Source organism: Lentzea sp. HUAS TT2 (genome assembly GCF_051853195.1).
Taxonomy (GTDB): Bacteria; Actinomycetota; Actinomycetes; order Mycobacteriales; family Pseudonocardiaceae; genus Lentzea.
The window spans coordinates 1,850,547-1,869,046 of record NZ_CP196667.1 but is presented as its reverse complement, the minus strand read 5'-3'; the positions used below and the strand labels follow the sequence as shown (position 1 = coordinate 1,869,046).

Annotated in this window: 19 protein-coding genes; 13 read left to right on the top strand and 6 right to left on the bottom strand. The window is 69.6% G+C overall.

Annotated features, from left to right (window positions below; genetic code table 11):
• The first annotated feature begins 57 nt into the window (after nucleotides 1–57).
• Complete coding sequence (locus ACSHWB_RS09125) at nucleotides 58–1,185, top strand: glycosyltransferase family 4 protein (protein ID WP_439664550.1); 1,128 nt, start codon at nucleotides 58–60, stop codon at nucleotides 1,183–1,185.
• A 48-nt stretch (nucleotides 1,186–1,233) separates the two neighbouring features.
• The gene (locus tag ACSHWB_RS09120; RefSeq protein WP_439661647.1) at nucleotides 1,234–2,085 is read left to right on the top strand and encodes a glycosyltransferase family 2 protein; all 852 of its coding nucleotides are present in this window, start codon (nucleotides 1,234–1,236) and stop codon (nucleotides 2,083–2,085) included.
• A gap of 341 nt (nucleotides 2,086–2,426) precedes the next feature.
• On the opposite strand, the gene ACSHWB_RS09115 is transcribed toward ACSHWB_RS09120, so the two are convergent.
• Nucleotides 2,427–2,834, bottom strand: a complete 408-nt coding sequence (locus tag ACSHWB_RS09115) for a hypothetical protein (protein WP_439661646.1) — start codon at nucleotides 2,832–2,834, stop codon at nucleotides 2,427–2,429.
• Nucleotides 2,835–2,935: 101 nt separating this feature from the next.
• Between ACSHWB_RS09115 and ACSHWB_RS09110 the strand changes: the two genes are divergently transcribed.
• From ACSHWB_RS09110 to ACSHWB_RS09100, 3 genes are read left to right on the top strand one after another with little or no spacing between them, the layout of a single operon-like run.
• Complete coding sequence (locus tag ACSHWB_RS09110) at nucleotides 2,936–4,003, top strand: sugar phosphate nucleotidyltransferase (protein ID WP_439661645.1); 1,068 nt, start codon at nucleotides 2,936–2,938, stop codon at nucleotides 4,001–4,003.
• Nucleotides 3,996–4,877 carry a DNA-3-methyladenine glycosylase family protein gene (locus ACSHWB_RS09105; protein ID WP_439661644.1) on the top strand — a complete coding sequence of 294 codons (882 nt, stop codon included), beginning with the start codon at nucleotides 3,996–3,998 and terminating at the stop codon, nucleotides 4,875–4,877. The genes ACSHWB_RS09110 and ACSHWB_RS09105 overlap by 8 nt, the downstream gene beginning before the upstream one ends.
• A gap of 8 nt (nucleotides 4,878–4,885) precedes the next feature.
• Entirely contained in the window at nucleotides 4,886–5,074 is a 189-nt protein-coding gene (locus ACSHWB_RS09100; RefSeq protein ID WP_439661643.1) for a hypothetical protein, read from the top strand.
• A 110-nt stretch (nucleotides 5,075–5,184) separates the two neighbouring features.
• On the opposite strand, the gene ACSHWB_RS09095 is transcribed toward ACSHWB_RS09100, so the two are convergent.
• Genes ACSHWB_RS09095 through ACSHWB_RS09080 form a run of 4 tightly spaced genes read right to left on the bottom strand, consistent with a single transcriptional unit; the run spans nucleotide 5,185 to nucleotide 8,766 of the window.
• Nucleotides 5,185–5,712: an NUDIX hydrolase gene (locus tag ACSHWB_RS09095; RefSeq protein ID WP_439661642.1), complete on the bottom strand. Its 528-nt coding sequence runs from the start codon at nucleotides 5,710–5,712 to the stop codon at nucleotides 5,185–5,187.
• Entirely contained in the window at nucleotides 5,709–7,088 is a 1,380-nt protein-coding gene (locus ACSHWB_RS09090) for a coenzyme F420-0:L-glutamate ligase (protein WP_439661641.1), read from the bottom strand. Before ACSHWB_RS09090 ends, ACSHWB_RS09095 begins: the two co-directional genes overlap by 4 nt.
• Entirely contained in the window at nucleotides 7,024–7,977 is a 954-nt protein-coding gene (gene cofD, locus ACSHWB_RS09085) for a 2-phospho-L-lactate transferase (protein ID WP_439661640.1), read from the bottom strand. Before cofD ends, ACSHWB_RS09090 begins: the two co-directional genes overlap by 65 nt.
• A gap of 33 nt (nucleotides 7,978–8,010) precedes the next feature.
• Nucleotides 8,011–8,766 carry a site-2 protease family protein gene (locus tag ACSHWB_RS09080; RefSeq protein WP_439661639.1) on the bottom strand — a complete coding sequence of 252 codons (756 nt, stop codon included), beginning with the start codon at nucleotides 8,764–8,766 and terminating at the stop codon, nucleotides 8,011–8,013.
• A gap of 245 nt (nucleotides 8,767–9,011) precedes the next feature.
• Between ACSHWB_RS09080 and ACSHWB_RS09075 the strand changes: the two genes are divergently transcribed.
• Together ACSHWB_RS09075 and ACSHWB_RS09070 are read left to right on the top strand one after the other, a co-directional pair.
• The gene (locus tag ACSHWB_RS09075) at nucleotides 9,012–9,317 is read left to right on the top strand and encodes a WhiB family transcriptional regulator (protein WP_051784712.1); all 306 of its coding nucleotides are present in this window, start codon (nucleotides 9,012–9,014) and stop codon (nucleotides 9,315–9,317) included.
• Between the two features lie 31 nt (nucleotides 9,318–9,348).
• On the top strand, nucleotides 9,349–12,540 hold the full coding sequence (locus ACSHWB_RS09070; protein ID WP_439661638.1) for a glycosyltransferase: 3,192 nt from the start codon (nucleotides 9,349–9,351) through the stop codon (nucleotides 12,538–12,540).
• Between the two features lie 8 nt (nucleotides 12,541–12,548).
• On the opposite strand, the gene ACSHWB_RS09065 is transcribed toward ACSHWB_RS09070, so the two are convergent.
• On the bottom strand, nucleotides 12,549–12,992 hold the full coding sequence (locus ACSHWB_RS09065) for a metallopeptidase family protein (protein WP_439661637.1): 444 nt from the start codon (nucleotides 12,990–12,992) through the stop codon (nucleotides 12,549–12,551).
• 93 nt (nucleotides 12,993–13,085) lie between these two features.
• Here ACSHWB_RS09065 and ACSHWB_RS09060 point away from each other — a divergent pair, with 93 nt between their 5' ends.
• From ACSHWB_RS09060 to ACSHWB_RS09035, 6 genes are all read left to right on the top strand, one after another.
• The gene (locus ACSHWB_RS09060; RefSeq protein ID WP_189154299.1) at nucleotides 13,086–13,445 is read left to right on the top strand and encodes a DUF3499 domain-containing protein; all 360 of its coding nucleotides are present in this window, start codon (nucleotides 13,086–13,088) and stop codon (nucleotides 13,443–13,445) included.
• 82 nt (nucleotides 13,446–13,527) lie between these two features.
• The gene (locus ACSHWB_RS09055; protein WP_439661636.1) at nucleotides 13,528–14,880 is read left to right on the top strand and encodes a phosphomannomutase/phosphoglucomutase; all 1,353 of its coding nucleotides are present in this window, start codon (nucleotides 13,528–13,530) and stop codon (nucleotides 14,878–14,880) included.
• A gap of 10 nt (nucleotides 14,881–14,890) precedes the next feature.
• Nucleotides 14,891–15,091, top strand: coding sequence for a Trm112 family protein (locus ACSHWB_RS09050; RefSeq protein ID WP_439661635.1), 201 nt, complete (start codon nucleotides 14,891–14,893; stop codon nucleotides 15,089–15,091).
• A gap of 4 nt (nucleotides 15,092–15,095) precedes the next feature.
• Entirely contained in the window at nucleotides 15,096–16,160 is a 1,065-nt protein-coding gene (locus ACSHWB_RS09045; protein ID WP_439661634.1) for a hypothetical protein, read from the top strand.
• Between the two features lie 19 nt (nucleotides 16,161–16,179).
• A complete protein-coding gene (manA, locus tag ACSHWB_RS09040) occupies nucleotides 16,180–17,394 on the top strand; it encodes a mannose-6-phosphate isomerase, class I (protein WP_439661633.1) in 1,215 nt (404 codons plus the stop codon).
• A gap of 41 nt (nucleotides 17,395–17,435) precedes the next feature.
• Nucleotides 17,436–18,359, top strand: coding sequence for a cation diffusion facilitator family transporter (locus ACSHWB_RS09035; protein WP_439661632.1), 924 nt, complete (start codon nucleotides 17,436–17,438; stop codon nucleotides 18,357–18,359).
• Nucleotides 18,360–18,500: the final 141 nt, after the last annotated feature.

Below are 18,500 nucleotides of genomic sequence, written 5' to 3'. Positions count from 1 at the left end.
TTAACGCATTCGCAAATGACATTACGCTAGCTGATCGTGGCCACCGTCGAACCCAGCGTGCTGATCGACGCCACCGCGATCCCCGCAGACCGTGGTGGTGTCGGCCGTTACGTGGATTCGCTCGTAGCGGCACTGGACGCGGACGGGGCCAAGCTCTCCGTCGTGTGCCAGCCGCGCGACGAGGAGCTCTTCAGCAAGATCGCACCGAACGCCCGCGTGGTCCGCGCCGCTGACGCCGTCGCCACCAGGACAGCCCGCCTGGCCTGGGAACAGACGACACTGCCGCGCCTGATCCGCACACTGGGCGTGGACGTCGTGCACTCACCGCACTACACACTCCCGCTGGCCGGCAAGGCCGCCTCCGTCGTGACGCTGCACGACGCGACGTTCTTCACCGACCCGGTGCTGCACTCCTCGGTGAAGGCCCGCTTCTTCCGCACGTGGACCCGAGCGTCTCTAAGACGTGCGGACCTGTGCGTCGTGCCGTCCCAGGCGACCGCCGACGAACTGGTCCGAGTAGCCGGAGCCGACCGCCGCGTCCTGCACATCGCGCAGCACGGCGTGGACACCGAACGCTTCCACCCGCCCTCGCCCGACGAGGTGATGGCGGTACGTCGCACCCTGCAGCTGGGCGACGCCCCCTACGTGGCGTTCCTCGGCGCTTTGGAGCCGCGCAAGAACGTCCCGGCCCTGATCCGCGGCTTCGCCCAGGCGATGGTGGGCCGTTCGGAAACTCCTGCTCTGGTGCTGGCCGGGCAGCCGGGCTGGGACAGCCAGGTCGAACGAGCCCTGGACGCCGTGCCGCACCGCATCCGCGTGATCCGCGCCGGCTACCTGCCGTTCGAGCAGCTGGCCGGTTTCCTGGGCGGTGCCCAGCTGGTCGCCTACCCGTCGTTGGGTGAGGGCTTCGGGCTGCCAGTCCTGGAAGCCATGGCTTGTGGTGCCTGCGTGCTGACCACCCGCCGTCTCTCGCTGCCCGAGGTGGGCGGGGAGGCGGTGGCGTATTGCGGCGTCGGGGCGGGTGACATCGCCGCGGCGATCGCCGACCTGCTGGACGACCCGGCGAGGCGCTCTTCGCTGGCGGCTTCGGGTCAGCAGCGGGCCAAGGAGTTCTCCTGGGCCGTCAGCGCTGATCGTCACCGGCTGGCCTACGAACGCGCGCTGCTGGTGCGTCGCCGGCGGTGAAGCTGGTGCGTGGCCGACGGTGAACCGGGCGACGCTAGGGTGACGCGCGTGAACTACGGCGACGGACTTGGTGTCGTGACAGTCACGTACTCGCCGGGCGAGACGCTGGCTCCCTTTGTGGACACCCTTGCGAAGGCCACCACCCGTCCGGTGCAGGTGGTCCTCGCCGACAACGGGTCCACCGACGGTGTTCCCGAGTCGGTCGCCTCGACACGAGACCACGTGACCTTCCTGCCCACCGGGGGGAATCTCGGTTATGGCGGCGGGGCCAACCGTGGTGTGGCGGCGTTGGGTGACGACGTCGGGTGGGTGCTGATTTCCAACCCCGACATCGAGTTCGCTCCCGGCAGCGTCGACGTGTTGATCGAGGCGGCTTCGCGGTGGCCCCGTGGGGGCATGTTCGGGCCGTTGATCCGGGAACCCTCCGGGGAGGTCTACCCGTCCGCCCGGTTGTTGCCCTCGCTTTGGCGTGGGGTCGGGCATGCGTTGTTCGCCGTGGTGTGGAAGTCCAATCCCTGGACCCGTGCCTATCGGCAGGAGAAGACTCCTGTGGAGCGCACTGCGGGGTGGTTGTCCGGGTCCTGTTTTTTGATGCGGCGTGAGGCTTTCGACTCCGTCGGTGGGTTCGATGAGCGGTACTTCATGTACTTCGAGGATGTTGACCTCGGGGAACGTGTTGGGGCTGCTGGGTGGTTGAACGTCTACGTCCCTGAGGCCGAAGTTGTGCACATCGGAGGGCACTCGACTGCCCGGTCTTCTGATCGGATGCTTCGGGAGCATCACTTGAGTGCTTATCGGTACATGGCTGATCGGCATGCTGGGGTTGGGTGGGCTCCGTTTCGGGGGTTGTTGAAGGTGGGGCTGGCTTTGCGGGTGAAGTTGCTTACCCGGAGGGCCTGACGCCTTCGCCGTGGTCGCGTGGGTTGCGGGCGTCTCGTGGCGGCTGGTTCCTGGGGCTCCGCCCCAGACCCCGCCAATCTGATCAAAAGCCGGGGTTCACGCCATGCGCAGGTTGATGGCACGCCTGTTGCTTCGGGCGAAGTGGCGTTGCGTAGATGCGCGGCTTGGCGGCCACCCCGCCCCTCGGGCTTGGCAAGGACGGCTCGCCTTCGGCTTCGCGGGAGTGTCAGACCTGCTCGCCAGGTTGGGTCGCGGGGGATCCAACATCCAAGGGGACCTCCGCGTCAGCCTGCCGAACGCGCGCGCCGGGACCCGTCAGCCTGCCCGCCGCGCGCCGCTCCTCACATGTCCCCGCTGAGCCTCTGCGTCAGCGAGTTCCGAGCCTGCTGGTGGTTCGACACCGTCGGAATCAACCCGGGCTGCACGACCTGAGTGATCTCCGCGTCATCCGCGGGCGCCTGCTGCACCGGCATCGGCTGCGTCGGTCGCGCCTGACCCGGGGCGTGGTGCTGCGGACGCTGCTGCTGTTGCTGCTGCCCCGACTGGCCCATCTGGCCCATCTGCGCGGGCTGCAGGATCATGGTCGAGTCCGGGTCTCGGCGCGGGTCCACGGCGTTGACCAGCGAGCGAGGGATTTGTTGCGTGTCCGAGGAGTCCATCGGGGACGTCATGTTGTCCGGCGTCACGATGTTCCGCCCACGTGCGCGGGCGCGGGCGAGCATGGCGTCGGCCCGGTCGCGGGGGTCCATGTCGGATTTAGCTCCTTGCCGGGACCAGATCCCGTATGACGATCTGCTTCGTGTCAGAGTATTCCGTCGAACGGCTCGCTGTAACGCGGAGGAGGAAAAAGGTGCACGGCGTCGAAGCTGTGGTGCTGGTCGGGGGCAAGGGCACCCGTCTTCGCCCGCTGACCCTGTCCGCTCCCAAGCCCATGCTCCCGACCGCGGGGGTGCCATTTTTGACTCATCTGCTGTCGCGGATCAAGGAGGCCGGCATCACTCACGTGGTGCTGGGTACCAGTTACAAGGCCGAGGTGTTCGAGGAGTACTTCGGGGACGGGTCGCGGCTCGGGCTGGAGCTCGAGTACGTGGTCGAGGAGGTTCCGCTGGACACGGCGGGGGCGATTCGCAACGTGGCGGACAAGCTGCGTGAGCCCGACGTGATGGTCTTCAACGGTGACATCCTGTCGGGGGTCGACCTGACGGGGATCGTCGACACGCACCGCAAGCACGAGGCGGACGTGACGTTGCACCTGGTCAAGGTGCAGGACCCCAGGGCGTTCGGGTGTGTGCCGACGGACGACGAGGGGCGCGTTCAGGCGTTCCTGGAGAAGACCGAGAACCCGCCGACCGACCAGATCAACGCCGGTTGTTACGTGTTCCGGCGTGAGGTGATCGACGCGATTCCCGCCGGGCGGCCGGTGTCGGTGGAGCGCGAGACGTTCCCCGGGCTGCTGGAGGCGGGCAAGCGGTTGCAGGGGCACGTGGACGCCACGTACTGGCTGGACCTCGGCAAGCCGGAGGCGTTCGTGCAGGGGTCCGCGGACCTCGTGCGCGGTGTTGCGCCGTCGGCTGCAGTTGCACAGCCCGGTGACTACCTGGTGCTGGACGGATCGAGCGTGCACGAAGGTGCCACGCTCCGAGGCGGCAGCACGGTCGGTGCGAACTGCACGGTTGCGGACGGCGCTGTGCTCGATGGCGCGATTCTGTTCGACGGTGCGGTTGTCGGCGAGGGTGCCTTGGTCGAGCGTTCGATCGTAGGTGCTGGTGCGCTCGTGCAGGCCGGTGCGGTTCTCAAGGACGCCGTGGTCGGCGACTCCGCGGTGATCGGTGCGCGGTGCGAGCTGATCGGGGGAGCGCGCGTGTGGCCGGGTGTGGTGCTGCCCGAGGCCGGTGTGCGCTTCTCGACGGATGCCTAGCAGAGCATGGACTCCACCGTTCCCACTCGACCTGGGCGCGGTGCTCGGCAGGCTGCGCCGCGGGCCCGGCGATCCGTCCTTCAGCGCGGAGGGCGGCGTCTGGTTCGCGGCGAACACTCCGTGCGGGCCCGGGACGATCCACATCACCAGGACCAGCGGTGACGTGCTCGCGGAGGCGTGGGGTGAGGGCGGGCTGTGGCTGTTGGACGGCCTGCCCGCCCTGCTCGGTGCCGACGACACGGTGGACGAGTTCGTCGCCCACCACCCGATCGTGGCCGAGGCCAGGAGGCAACGGCCAGGGCTGCGGCTCGGCGCCACGAACAGGGTCTGGGACCTGCTGTTCGCCTCGATCCTGGAGCAGAAGGTCACCGGCGTGGAGGCCTTCCGCACGTGGCGTGAGCTGGGCCGCAGGTTCGGTGAGAGCGCTCCCGGACCGAAGCCGCTGAAGGTTCCCCCGACGCCGCAACGGTTGCTGGGCCTGCAGGACTGGGAATGGCACCAGTGCGGGCTCGACGGCGCGCGCCGCAGGACGCTGATCAACGTCGCGCAGGTGGCGCACCGGCTGGAGAAGGCCGCCGAGATGCGCAGCCGCGAACTGCTCGAGAAGGTGCCCGGCGTCGGCGTGTGGACCTCGGCCGAGGTCGCACAACGAGCCTGGGGCGATCCGGACGCGGTGAGCGTCGGCGACTACCACGTCGCCAAGAACGTCACGTGGGCGTTGACCGGCACCCCTGGCGACGACGACGGCATGATGGAGCTGCTGGAGCCCTACAAGCCGCAACGCCACCGCGCGGTCATGTACCTGGAGGCGGCGGGCCTGCGGAGGCCGCGCAGGGCACCGAGGTTCTCGCCGCGCGACTACCGCAGGTTCTAGGAGATCCGATGGCGAAGCGGCAGTACGTGGCGAGGGGCGTGCCCGGCGGTTACCGGATCTGGAACAACAAGTCGCGGAGCTGGTGGGGCGACCACTACGAACTGTGCCCCGACGACCTGCTCGCCGAGCTGAACGGTGCGGCCGACCCCGCGCGGATCACCGCCCTGCTCAAGCGATACCGGGCGCTCCGGCGCTGAGCTCGGTCCAGCGCGGGCATGGGAACTCACCGCTCATGAGCGCTCATCCGGCCTCATGGAGACCTTGGTCGGCTGCGGTCGGAACTCGGCCGCGAAGGCCTGGAGATGTTCTAACGCAGCCGGGCGAGCGCGCTCTCGATCAACGGGTGCAGGTCGTCCACGTTGTCCGGCAACGAGTCCAGCGGCCACCACTGCAGGTCCACCGACTCGGCTGAACGGACCGGCTGCGCGCCGACGGGCGCCCGCACCAGGAACCGCACGTCGAAGTGCCGCGTCGGCTTGCCGAGCGAGCACGTGATCGGGTGCACGTCGAGGTGGATCGGCGTCGGCTCGATGCGCAGGCCTCGCATGCCGGACTCCTCCGTGGCCTCGCGCAGCGCCGCGGCCGCCAGCGACACGTCCTCCGGCTCGCAGTGGCCGCCCAGCTGCAGCCACCGGCCCACGCGCGGGTGCAGCGTCAGCAGTGCGTGCTCCGCGGTGGCGTCCAGGACCAACGCTGAGGCCGTGAGGTGCCCCGGTTCGCAAGATCGCATGCAGGCGTCCTCGCGGGCCGCCAGGAAGCCCAGGTAGGCCTCGCGCAGTGCGTCCTGTCCCGAGAACCGGCTCAGCGTCGAGACGGCGTCGGCGTGCAGCGTCACAGCTCGATCAGTCCTTCCAGCGGTTCGCGCGGCGTGAGCGGCTCGGCGGGGTGTCCGATCGCGACGGCGCCGAGAGGCTCCCAGTCGGCCGGCACACCCAGCACGGAACGCACCAGGTCCGCGCAGAAGATCGTCGACGACACCCAGCACGAGCCGAGCCCCTCGGCGGCGAGCGCCACCAGCAGGCCCTGCACGGCGGCGCCACCGGCGACCGTGAACATCGTCTTCTCGGCGTCCGCGCGGCGTTCGTCGGGATAGGAGTGCGCCCCGTCGCGGACGAGGAACGGCACGACGATCTCCGGCGCCTCCACCAGCAGGTCGCCCCTGCGCACCCGGCGCGTGATCTGCTCGGGGGTGAACCCGTCGGCGCGCAGGTCGCTCTCCCACTGCTCGCGCATGGCCTTGAGCAGCTCCGCGCGCTTCTCCCGCACCAGCACGAACCGTAGCGGCTTCGTGTGGTGCGGTGCGGGTGCGGTCAGTGCCGCACCGACGGCCCTGCGCACCACGGCGAGATCAACGGGCTCGTCCGAGTAGAACCGCACGGACCTGCGCATCAGCACGGCCTGGGCGCGGCCCTGGGCCATCGCCTCCTCCGTGCCGAGGCTGAACAGGTCGTCCTCGACCGGCCGGTTCAGGTCGCGGGCCGTGGAGCCGTCGTCGACCACCTCGAACCCGCGCAGCACCGCCACCGGCACCGAGCCGAGCTTGCCCTTCACCAGGTCCGCGGCCGCCGCGATCTCGTCGGCCACCGCGACCATCGTCACCGCGAGCTCGTTGCCGTGCTCGTCGACCGCGCCCGCGTAGTCGTGCAGCACGCGGATGCCGGACGCGCCGATCGCGGCGTCGGTCTGGCCCATCCGCCACGCGCGGCCCATCGTGTCCGTGATCACCACGGCGACCTCGACGCCCAGCAGGTCCTTCAGCGCGCCGCGCAACGAGGCCGCGGAACCGTCGGGGTCGACCGGGAGCAGCGCGATCTCGTCGCCCGCCACGTTCGAGGCGTCCACACCGGACGCGGCCTGCACGATGCCGAGCTTGTTCTCGGTGATCAGCGTGCGCATCTTGCGGGCGAGCACCCGCACCGACTCCGCGTCGACGTGCTCGCGCCGGATCCTGTCCCGTTCCTCGGGATCGGCCGGCACGCGGACCAGCCTTCCCTCCACTTTGGACAGCACCTTGGACGTGACGACCAGCACGTCGCCGTCGCGCAGCCAGGGCGCTGTCCTCGCGATCGTGCCCGCCAGGTCGTCTCCGGGGCGAAATTCCGGCAGGCCCGTGACCGGCAGCAGCTCCAGCGCCGCCGCGGCGTGGTCAGCCAACGTCGACTCCGGCCAGTTCCAGCGCGTCACGGGCCATCTGCGCCGTGGTGTCCACATCGGACATCAACAGCGGGACCGCGCGAACAGCGACTCCGGGCACGTCCGCGCGGTCGCCGGTGTGCACCAGCCACGCGTCGAGGATGCCGTCCTCGGAACACTTGCGGGAGCCGTAGAGCCGCCCGACGGCCTCGGCGGAGGTCTCCACGCCGATCGCGTCCAGGCAGGCGTCCGCCATGCCCCGCAACGGTTTCCCGCCGATGATCGGCGACAGGCCGACGACCCCGGCCTCGGTCTTGCGCAACGCGTCGCGCACGCCGGGCACGTTGAGGATCGTGCCGATGCTCACCACGGGGTTGGACGGGGCCAGGATCACCGCGTCGGCCTCCCCGATCGCGTCCAGCACGCCGGGCCCGGCCGTCGCGGTCTCGGCACCGACGAACGCGAACGACTGCGCGGGCACACCGGCCCGGTGCTTGACCCACCACTCCTGGAAGTGGATGGCCTTCGTCTCACCGTCGAGCTCCACGACGACGTGGGTCTCCACCCGGTCGTCCGACATCGGCAGCAGCCGCACGCCCGGCTTCCACCGGTCGCACAGCGCCTCCGCGACGGCGGAGAGCGGGTAGCCGGCGCGGAGCATCCGGGTGCGGACGAGGTGGGTCGCGATGTCGCGGTCGCCCAGGCCGAACCACGTCGGCTCGGCGCCGTAGGCGGCGAGCTCCTCCTTGACGGTCCACGACTCCTCCGCACGGCCCCAGCCGCGTTCGGTGTCGATCCCGCCGCCCAGCGTGTACATGCAGGTGTCGAGGTCAGGGGTGATGCGCAGCCCGTGCATCCACACGTCATCGCCGGTGTTGACCACCGCGGTGACATCCGCTCCGAGCGCTTTGAGTCCCTGGAGGAACTTCGCGCCGCCGACCCCGCCGACCAGTGCTACGACCTTCACGCCCGCCCATGCTTCCACAGCGCCGGTTCGCCCTTACAGGTAGCGCCAGAACATGAACGCGGCCGAGCCGGCGCCCGCGTAGCCGCGGTCACCGCCGATGAGCTCGAACAGGCCGGCCGACACCTCGAAGAACAGCAGGCTGACCTGGCTGAAGCCGATCAGGACGGCGAACAGGACGAGCGGCGCCCACGGCCGCGCCTTCGCGCCGAACCGCTGTGCGCTGTAGGGCAGGAACGGCTCGATCGCGCCCCAGCCGTCCAGTCCGGGGACCGGCAGGATGTTGAGCACGAACGCGAACACCTGCAACAAAGCAAGGTACGAAATGGCGGAGGCGAGCGCGATCGGCGGCGAGAGGATCGCGACGACGAGTGCGAGCACGACGCCGATCACGAGGTTCGAGATCGGTCCCGCGAGTGAGACCAAGGACTCGATCTTCTTCGAGCGCAGGGCGTGGTGGTTGATCCAGACGGCACCACCCGGCAGGGGGATTCCGCCGAAGACCAGCAGCACGAGCGGCAGGACGATGCTGAGCACGGGGTCGGTGTAGCGGCGGATGTCGAGGGTCAGATAACCCTTGTCACGTACGGAGAAATCGCCACCCTTGTACGCGACGGCGGCGTGCCCGAACTCGTGCAGGCACAGCGTCACCGCCCACCCGGCGAGTACGAAGAGGATGGTGCCCGAGATGATGGCGACGTCACCTTCGAGCAGGGTGAGCGCGGCTCCGGCGACGGTAGCCGCGAGCAGGCCGAGGAACAGTGGGCTGGGGCGAACCGCTGATCGCTTCACCCCTCCAGTGTGGCGTGTCGGCTGGTGTCGTGGGCCGTTCGGGGACACGTTGCGACACGTGAATCACTGTCCGTGCAGTACGTCAAGGTTTTTGCGGCCATCCGCGCGAATATCCCCCGACGTGTGGACTCCGCTTGACCGCCCGCTGTGACGCAGGTGTAATCACATCGGTGTCATTCGTCGTTGTGGGAACGGCGACTGGCGTCCGCCAACCGGGGAGAGCGGAAGGCGAGGAGGCGGACGAAATGCAGGAATTCGAAGAGCTCGAAGAAGATCACGTCACTCAGCCGGTCGTGCAGGGCGAGCTGTCGTACCTGTTCGACCCTGCCGACGAGCAGGACTGGCAGGAGCGCGCGCTCTGCGCCCAGACGGATCCTGAGGCGTTCTTCCCTGAAAAGGGTGGTTCGACTCGGGAGGCCAAGCGCATCTGCCTGGGCTGCGAGGTGCGCTCGGAGTGCCTGGAGTACGCACTCCAGCACGACGAACGCTTCGGCATCTGGGGCGGTCTCAGTGAACGAGAGCGCCGCAAACTGAAGAAGCGAGCCGTCTAGAAGCGTGATCTTTGTGCCCTAACTTGGGGACGTGACAAGTCCTCAGCCGAGGCTCCGGACCGCGCCGGTGCTGTGCGTCCTGGTCTGCCACGACGGAGACCAGTGGCTCAGCACGGCGCTGTCCGCGTTGCGGCGTCAGCGAATCAGCCCCCGGCACGTGATCGCGGTCGACACCGGATCAACCGACCGGACGGCAAAAGTGCTGGCCGAGGCGGGGGATCTGCTGGACGGCGTGCTGACCGCGCCGCGCGGAACGGGCTTCGGCACCGCCGTGCGCCTCGCGGTCGAGCACGCCGTCGAACGCTGGGGTGACCCCGGCAAGTGGCTGTGGCTGCTGCACGACGACAGCGCGCCCGAACCCGACTGCCTGACCGCTCTGCTGACCGCGGCCGAGGTGTCGCCGTCGGCTGCGGTGCTGGGTCCTCTATGCCTCGATTGGGTGGATTCTCGTCTGGTCGTCGAGGCAGGTCTGTCGACGGATTCTTCAGGACATCGACAGACTGGACTGTCCTCAGCGGAGCATTCCGCATCGTTTCAGCAGAGCACCGAGGTTCTCGCCGTCTCGTCCGCGGGATCGTTGATCAGACGTGAGATCTGGCACGCGCTCGGCGGTTACGACGAAGCGATGCCGCTGCTGCGCGACGATCTCGACTTCGGCTGGCGCGCTAATCGCTCAGGTCATTTGGTCCTGTGCGTACCGGTCGCACGCATGCGACATGCACGCGCCGCAACTAAAGGCTCACGTCGTTTGGATGCGGCCATGGCACGGCCGGGCCCGTCATTTCGTGGCGTCGACCGCGCGCACGGCATGCGTACATTTTTGGTCAATTGTTCAAGTTCCTCGTTTGTCGTAGGACTGCCGCGGCTGCTGTTCCTGTCGCTGCTGCGCGCCCTGGGCTTCCTGTTCCTCCGGCGTTTCGCGGACGCACACGCCGAGGTGGGCGCGGCCCGCTACCTCCTGACGAGGGGCCGCCTGCTCGAAGGCCGCCGCGCCCGCCGCGGTTCCGCCGTCGTGCGCGGCCTCTTCACCAGCAGACTCACCCGCCTGCGCAACGCCGTGCGTGCCGGCGCCGCGTTCCTGATCCGCCGCAGGGTCGAGGCCGACGCCGCGCTAGGTCGTTTGCCCGCAACCGACATCGGCTCGCCGTGGCTGGAACCGTCCGAAGTGGACTCCCGCCCGGTGGGTCCCTCCGCGCTGCCCGCGGGCGCCTCCCGAGGCCGCCCGCGCGTCGCCGGCCTGCGCCGCCCACCCGTCGTCGTGCCCGTGGACGCGGCCCTGCCCGGTGCCCTGCGCCCGTCACCGCGCCCCCGCCCGTCGCCAGGCCCGCGCGGCGCCCCCGGCATGGTCTTCGTCGAGGTGGACCAGTCGCGGATGCTGCGCTCCCTGCTGCTGGCGCCCCCGGTGCTGCTGTTGCTGGGACTCTCGGCCGTCGCCGTGATCGCGAACTGGTCCCGCCTCGGCCTCGACCTCGCGGGCGGCAGACTGCTTCCCGTCGGCTCGGTGGGGTCGGTCTGGTCGACCTACCTGTCGTCCTGGCACCCGGTCTTCGGCGGCACCGCGGCCCCCGCACCCGCCGCACTGGCCGTCCTCGGCCTGATCCCCGGCGGCCCGTCGTTCGCCGTCGCCCTGCTGTTGCTCGGCGATATCCCCCTCGCCGCGTTGTCCGCCTACATCGCATCACGCGGCATGCGCGTACGACGTTCCGTGCGCGCGGTGGTGGCCGCCTTCTACGGGCTGCTGCCCGTCGCCACAACGGCCGTGGCCGAAGGTCGCCTGGACGTCGTCGTCGTGCACGTCGTCACGCCCGTGGTCTTCGCCGGCGTGTACGCGGTCTTGCGCGCGTCTTCCACGCACGCCTGGCTGCCCATGGCCTCTGGGACCGCCATCGGTGTCGCGGTGCTCGGCGCGTTCTCTCCGCTGACCCACGTTGTGGTGATCGTGGGGGCCTTGGCCGGCTTCGTGGCGGTGACCGGTGGTGCGCGGAGGATCGTGGCTCTGTTCGTGATCGTGCTTCTGCCTATGGCGCTGCTTCTGCCGTGGCCCGCCGTCTTGCTGCAACACCCGGAGATGGTTCTCAATGGGCTTGGGGCGGCGTTCTCGTCGCCTCCGCCGAACCTGATCGTGTGCTCTGTCTTCGTCGCTGCCGCGTTCGCTGCCGCTGTGTTGCGGCCCAACGCTTCTATGTTGCCCGGGCTGATGGTGATCGTGCTGGCCATCGGGGCGTTGGCTGCTGTCGCTGCAGTGGGGGCTTGGCCTGGGACGCCGCTGGTCCTGTTGGCGTGGGGGCTCGTTTGCGTGGTGCTGGCCGGGTGTCAGCGCGGGGTGGCTCCCGGTGTTGCCGGGCGGGCTCGGGTTCGGCGGGCCGTGTACGTCGTTGGTGTGGTGACCTTGGTCAGTCTGGGGGTGGCCGGGTTCCTGGATCTTCGGTCCGGGCCGTTGAAGGCCGGGGGCGGGGTGGCGTTGAGTCCGTCCTTGACCGCCGAGCTGGAGCGGAGTGGACGGTCCGTGTTGATCCTCGGGTCGCCGGTTCGGCAGGTCGCCGGGCGGATGCCTGCCTTTGGGGATGACGACCTGGTGCCCACCGTGTCGTCGCCTGCACGGTTGCGTCGGTGGAACTCGTCGTTGCTGGACGGGGCTGCTCCGGCCGTCAAGACGGCGTTGGCTCAGGCTGCTGCCTCTGGGGTGACGTTCGTGGTTCTGCCGTCTGAGGAGGCTGCTGCCCGGGTCCGGGCTGCTGCTGGGGAACTGGTGTCGGTGGCGCCTGGGGCTTCGGATGGGCGGCCTGTCCTGCGGTTGCGGTTTGCTGCCGACACCGGGGTTCTGCTGGCGCCTGACCTGGCTCGGCGGGCTCGGACCGGTGGGGAGCCGCCTGAGGAGCTGGCTGCCTCCGGGGTGGTGCCGGTGAACCTGTCGCTGCCTGAGGTGGCGGTCCGGGTTTCGCCTGGTGGGGAGGGGCGGGTGCTGGTGCTCGCCGCTGAGGACGAGCCCGGCTGGCAGGTTTTCGTGGACGGGCAGCAGGTGCCGGTCGTCCGGGCCTGGGGGCACCTGGTGGGGGTGCCGTTGCCTTCTGCCGATGCCGAGGTCCGGGTGGAGATGTCCGGGACCCTGCGGGACTTCTTGTTGCTGGGGCAGGGGGCTGCCGCGTTGTTCACCCTGCTGACCGCCGTGCCCACCCGGCGGCGGGGTGGCTCCGTGGCAGGTGAGGTCGCGCGAACGGTGTGAGAGGGGTCTCAGCCCTCGTCCACCACGTCCGGGTCCAGGCCCAGGTAGTTGGCGATCTGCTCCACCAGCACGTCGTGCACCAGATCGGACAGATCCGCGCCGTCCTTCGCGCGTGCCTCCAGCGGGCGGCGGTACAGCACGATCCGCGCCCGGTTGTCCGAGCCGGCGGGCAGCAGACGGGCCAGGGGGACGTTGCCGTCCTCCACCACGCCGTCCTCGCCCTCCACCTGGACGTCCGGCACGTCGTCGACGGCCACGTCGAGCTGGGTGAGTTCGGTTCGCCAGCGGGCCTCGATGGGCTCCAGAGCCTCGATGACCAGGGCGTCGAAGCGTTCTGCCCGAGAGCGGGCTGCCGGGAGCGTGGCTGGGTAGAGCGGGCCGCGCAGGCCTCGGCCGTGCCGGTCGCGGTTGCGTCGGCGCGGCGAATTCTGCCGCTGTGAACCCCTTGCCATCACCACAACCGAGCAGCCTAGTTGTTCCCCCGGACGACTAAACACAGCGTGCCTCACACACAGCCTCCCGTGGACGCGCTATCGTCCCCGATCGTGCGGAGCGTGAGACGGTGCTCGCGAACCGGGTGTGCTAACCCGGCTGTCGCCACGCTCACCTACGCCTATGCGGACTCCACCGCGGTCGTCGGGCCGCTTGCCACGTACTCCGAACCACACAGTTACGACCTGTGTGAGGAGCACGCGTTGCGGCTCACGGCGCCTCGTGGCTGGGAGGTCGTGAGGCACCAGGGTGAGTTCGCGGCGCCCGAGCCGACTGTGGACGACCTGACGGCGTTGGCCGAGGCGGTGAGGGAGGCTGGGCGTGCTGATGTGAGCCCGAAGCTGCCCGACGTGCCCGCGGGCTCTCACAGGCGTGGCCACCTGCGGGTATTGCCTGATCCGCACGAGGACTGACTGACCACACGCACCACTAATCCTCTCGCCGGTAGGCTGCCCTGGCAGTGGCCGTCAAGAGCGAGTTTCGGGAGTGTGCGGCGTGCGTGACCTGTCCGGCATCGTCAAGGCGTACGACATCCGCGGGGTGGTCGGCGAACAGCTGGACGCCGGCTTGGTCCGCGACTTCGGCGCCGCCTTCGCGCGCCTGGTCGGTGGACCGACGATCGTGATCGGTCACGACATGCGTGACTCGTCGCCCGAGCTGTCGCGTGCGTTCGCCGCGGGCGCTCAGGCGCAGGGCGTGAACGTCATCAGCATCGGTCTGGCCAGCACGGACATGCTGTACTTCGCGTCCGGCAAGCTCGACCTGCCGGGTGCCATGTTCACCGCCAGCCACAACCCGGCGCAGTACAACGGCATCAAGCTGTGCCGCGCGGGTGCGTCGCCGGTCGGGCAGGACACCGGTCTCGGGCAGATCCGTCAGGACGCCGAGAACCAGGTTCCGGACGTCGAGGGCGTCGAGCCGGGAACGTTCGAGGAGTGCAACATGCTCGTCGACTACGCGGCCTACCTCAACGACCTGGTCGACCTGAAGGGCATCCGCCCGCTCAAGATCGTGGTCGACGCGGGCAACGGCATGGGCGGCTACACGGTGCCGCAGGTCTTCGAGGGCCTGCCCATCGAGGTCATCCCCATGTACTTCGAGCTCGACGGCAGCTTCCCGAACCACGAGGCGAACCCGCTCGACCCCAAGAACATCGTGGACCTGCAGGCCCGCACCAAGGCCGAGGGTGCCGACGCCGGTGTCGCGTTCGACGGCGACGCGGACCGCTGCTTCGTCGTGGACGAGAACGGCGACCCGGTGAGCCCCTCCGCGATCACGGCGCTGGTCGCCGTGCGCGAGCTGGTGAAGGACCCCGGCGGCACGATCATCCACAACCTGATCACCTCGCACGCCGTGCCGGAGATCGTCACCGAGCACGGTGGCAAGCCCGTGCGCACGCGCGTCGGCCACTCGTTCATCAAGGAGGAGATGGCCAAGACCGGCGCCATCTTCGGTGGCGAGCACTCCGCGCACTACTACTTCCGCGACTTCTGGCGCGCCGACACCGGCATGCTGGCCGCGCTGCACGTGCTGGCCGCGCTCGGTGAGCAGGACGGTCCACTGTCGACGCTGACCTCGATCTACAACCGCTACGCCGCCTCCGGTGAGATCAACTCGACGGTCAATGACCAGGCCGGGCGGATCGCCGCGATCAAGGACGCGTACGGGTCCAAGGACGGCGTCACGATCGACGAGCTGGACGGTCTCACCGTGCAGCTGGCGGACGGGTCGTGGTTCAACCTGCGGGCCTCGAACACCGAGCCGCTGCTGCGCCTGAACGTCGAAGCCGCCACCCCCGAGGCCGTCGCCGCGCTCAGCGACGAGGTCCTCGCGATCGTGCGGGCCTGAGGAGAACACCGTGGCCGTCAAGCTCGAAGAGCAGTTGCTGGAGATTCTCGCCTGCCCGTGCCCTGAGCACGCGCCCTTGCAGGTCGGGACGCCAACCGATCCGGAAGCGGACTTCCTCACGTGCACCGCGTGCGGCCGTTCGTTCCCGGTGCGCGACGGCATCCCGGTGCTGCTGCTGGACGAGGCGGTCGAGCCGCCGTCGGCTGTGTGACCAGGTGCTCGACGACACGCTGCTCGACGACCCGAGCCGCCTCGCCGACGCCGACACGGGCGGGTGGCTGCGCGCCGCCGCGCGGGCAGGGGCACAGGTCCGTTCCACCGCTGAGGCCGCGGCCGAGGCGGGGCTGGAGCGGATCTTCTCCGAACGCCCGCGCGCGGTCGTGCTCATCACCCGGCCCGGCCACTCGGTCGCCGTCGCCAACGTGGTCATGGCGCTGCTCGGCTCCGGCTGCTCGGTGCCGGTCGTGGTGTCCGACGAGGTGCCGCCCTGGGTCGGCGCTCTCGACGTGGTGCTCGCGCACACCGAGGACCCCGGTGACCGGGTGCTCGCCGAGTCGATCGACAGGGCCGTCCGCAGGGGCGCCCGCACGCTGCTGACGGCGCCGGACTCCGGTCCGATCGCCGCGGCCGCCGCGGGCAGGGCGGTGCTGCTGCCGCCGCGCATCGACGTGCCGCCTGGCTTCAGCTTCCCGCGCGCGCTTGCCGCGTGGCTGCTGGTGCTGCACTCGCTGGGACTGCTGAAGGTCGACGTCGACCTGATCGCGGACGAGCTCGACCGCGAGGCCGAGCGCGACCACCCGATGCACGAGTCGTTCGTGAACCCGGCGAAGTCGCTGGCGTTGCGCGTCGCCGACCGCACGCCGCTGCTGTGGGGCCTCGACGAGGTCGCCACGTCGGTCGGCGCGCACGGCGCGAGCGTGCTGGCGGCGTTCGCCGGTGTGGCCTGCGACGTCACCGGGTACTCACAGGCGCTGACCCGCCCGGTGCTGCACCGCCGGGCCGTGCAGGGAACATCGGGAGCAGACCTCTTCGCGGACCCGGACGACGAACCGGGCAGCGGACTCGTGCGCGTGCTGTTGCTGGCCGTGCGCCAGGGCCCTGTGGCCGATGCTGTGCGGCACGCCGCCGAGGACGCCCTGCCGGGCGCGGACGTGCTGGAGCCGGCCGTCGAGGTGGCGGGAGGCGACGCGGTCAGCGCCGCACTGCTCGCGCTCCGCTTCGAACTGGCCGCGCTGTACCTCGGGCTCGCCGCCGGAACTCTCGGCGGCAACCCGTACTGATTTGGGAGCTGACTTAGAAGTGGACCTGCTGCACAACGCGGTAAGGCCGTACGCGTGGGGTTCACGCACGGCCATCGCCGAGCTGCTCGGGAAGGAGGTGCCCGCACCCCATCCCGAGGCCGAACTGTGGATGGGCGCCCATCCCGGCGACCCGTCCCGCGTCCGCAGCGCGGACGGCGCCGAGCGCTCGCTGCTCGACCTGCTGACGTCCGACCCGGACGGCCAGCTCGGCCCGCGCGTGGCCGAGCGGTGGGGCAGCAGGCTCCCGTTCCTGCTCAAGGTGCTCGCCGCCGACGAGGCGCTGAGCCTGCAGGCACACCCGTCGGCGGCCCAGGCGGCGGAGGGCTTCGCGGCCGAGGAACGGCGTCTCGTGCCGCTCGACGCCCCGGTCCGCAACTACAAGGACCCGGCGGCCAAGCCGGAACTGATCTGCGCGCTGACCGAGTTCCACGCGCTGGCCGGTTTCCGGGAGCCGTCGCGGACCATCTCGTTGCTGCGCACGCTGGACGCGCCCGCGCTGTCCCCGTACACCGAGATGCTGGTCGCGCAGCCGGACTCCTCAGGCCTGCGCGCGTTGTTCACGATGCTGATCACGCTGCCGCAGACGTCGCTGAGCACGCTGCTGCCCCAGGTCCTCGACGCGTGCGTGCTGCACGTGAAGGAGCACGGCGAGTTCGACCTGGAGTGCCGCACGATCCTGGAGCTGGGCGAGTCCTACCCCGGCGACGCGGGTGTGCTCGCGGCACTGCTGCTCAACCGCATCGTGCTGCAGCCGGGCGAGGCGATCCACCTGCCCGCCGGCAACCTGCACGCGTACCTGCGGGGAACGGGCATCGAGATCCTGGCGAACTCGGACAACGTCCTGCGCTGCGGCCTCACGCCCAAGCACGTCGACGTGCCCGAGCTGCTGCGTGTGCTCGACTTCACTTGCGGTGACATGGAAGTGCTGCTGGGCGAGGAGATCCAGCCCGGCGTCCGCGTCTACCGCACGCCCGCGCCGGAGTTCGAACTGTCCAGGTTGGACCTGGCGAGCGAGACGCGGATCAACCACGACGGCCCGCAGATCATGATTTGCACCGAGGGTTCCGTGGTACTCACGAACGCCCGAGGCGACGAGCTGAAGCTGGCGCGTGGCGAGTCCGTGTGGCTGCCCGCCTCGGACCCGGCGGTGCTCGTCCGCCCGGATGGTGTCGAATCCGCTGAACTTTTCCGCGCCACGGCCGGAACAGACTAAGGTTCGGCCGGACAAATCGGACTGGTTGCGAGGAGACAGGCGTGTCAGCAGGGGGCGGGACCAAGGCAATCGTCGCGGCATTGGTGGCGAACGCCGGTATCGCGGTGGCCAAGTTCATCGGATTCTTGATCACCGGCTCGTCGTCGATGCTGGCCGAGTCGGTGCACTCGGTGGCCGACACGTCGAACCAGGGCCTGCTGCTGCTCGGCCAGAAGACCGCGCAGCGCAGGGCCACCAAGCTGCACCCGTTCGGCTTCGGCCGCGACCGGTACTTCTGGTCGTTCGTGGTGGCGCTGATGCTCTTCACCCTCGGCTCGGTCTTCGCGCTGTACGAGGGCATCCACAAGCTGCAGCACCCGGAGGACCTCTCCAGCCCGCTCGTCGCCGTCGGCATCCTCGTCGTCGCCATCGGCCTGGAGACCTACAGCTTCATCACCGCGATCAACGAGTCGAAGAAGATCAAGGGCGACGCCACCTGGTGGCAGTTCATCCGCAACTCCCGCACGCCGGAGCTGCCGGTCGTGCTGCTGGAGGACGCGGGCGCGCTGATCGGCCTGGTGCTGGCCCTGATCGGTGTCAGCCTCGCGACGATCACCGGCAACCCGGTCTTCGACGCGCTCGGCACGGTCGCCATCGGTGTGCTGCTGGGCGTCATCGCGGTGATCCTGATCATCGAGATGAAGTCGCTGCTGATCGGTGAGGGCGCGTCGGACAAGGACCTCGACGTGATCATCGACGAGCTGGCGGCCGGCAAGGTGCAGCGCGTCATCCACATCAAGACGCAGTACATCGGCCCGGAGGAGATGCTCGTCGCGGCGAAGATCGCGCTCAACCCCGGGCTGCAGCTCGACGAGGTGGCGCAGGCGATCAACGACGCCGAGCAGCGGGTGCGGGCCAAGGTGCCGCACGCGCGCCTCATCTACTTGGAACCGGACCTGGACCGCTCGACGGTCGCCAGCTCCTGACTTCCTGATCGCACGCGGGGCGCTTTCGTACTCACATGGAGTACGAAAGCGCCCCGCGTGCCATATGAAACGAGCTATAGGGGGCTCGGCTGGTGGATACCTCTAGTGTGGGCCAATTCAGGTTCCATCAAGGAGGTATGC

Excerpts from the sequence above, each read along its gene's own strand:
- ACSHWB_RS09105 (WP_439661644.1), top strand. The coding sequence starts at position 3,996 with ATGCCTAGCAGAGCATGGACTCCACCGTTCCCACTCGACCTGGGCGCG.
- ACSHWB_RS09115 (WP_439661646.1), bottom strand. The coding sequence starts at position 2,834 with ATGGACCCCCGCGACCGGGCCGACGCCATGCTCGCCCGCGCCCGCGCA.
- ACSHWB_RS09090 (WP_439661641.1), bottom strand. The coding sequence starts at position 7,088 with ATGTGGACACCACGGCGCAGATGGCCCGTGACGCGCTGGAACTGGCCG.
- ACSHWB_RS09100 (WP_439661643.1), top strand. The coding sequence starts at position 4,886 with ATGGCGAAGCGGCAGTACGTGGCGAGGGGCGTGCCCGGCGGTTACCGG.
- ACSHWB_RS09065 (WP_439661637.1), bottom strand. The coding sequence starts at position 12,992 with ATGGCAAGGGGTTCACAGCGGCAGAATTCGCCGCGCCGACGCAACCGC.
- ACSHWB_RS09075 (WP_051784712.1), top strand. The coding sequence starts at position 9,012 with ATGCAGGAATTCGAAGAGCTCGAAGAAGATCACGTCACTCAGCCGGTC.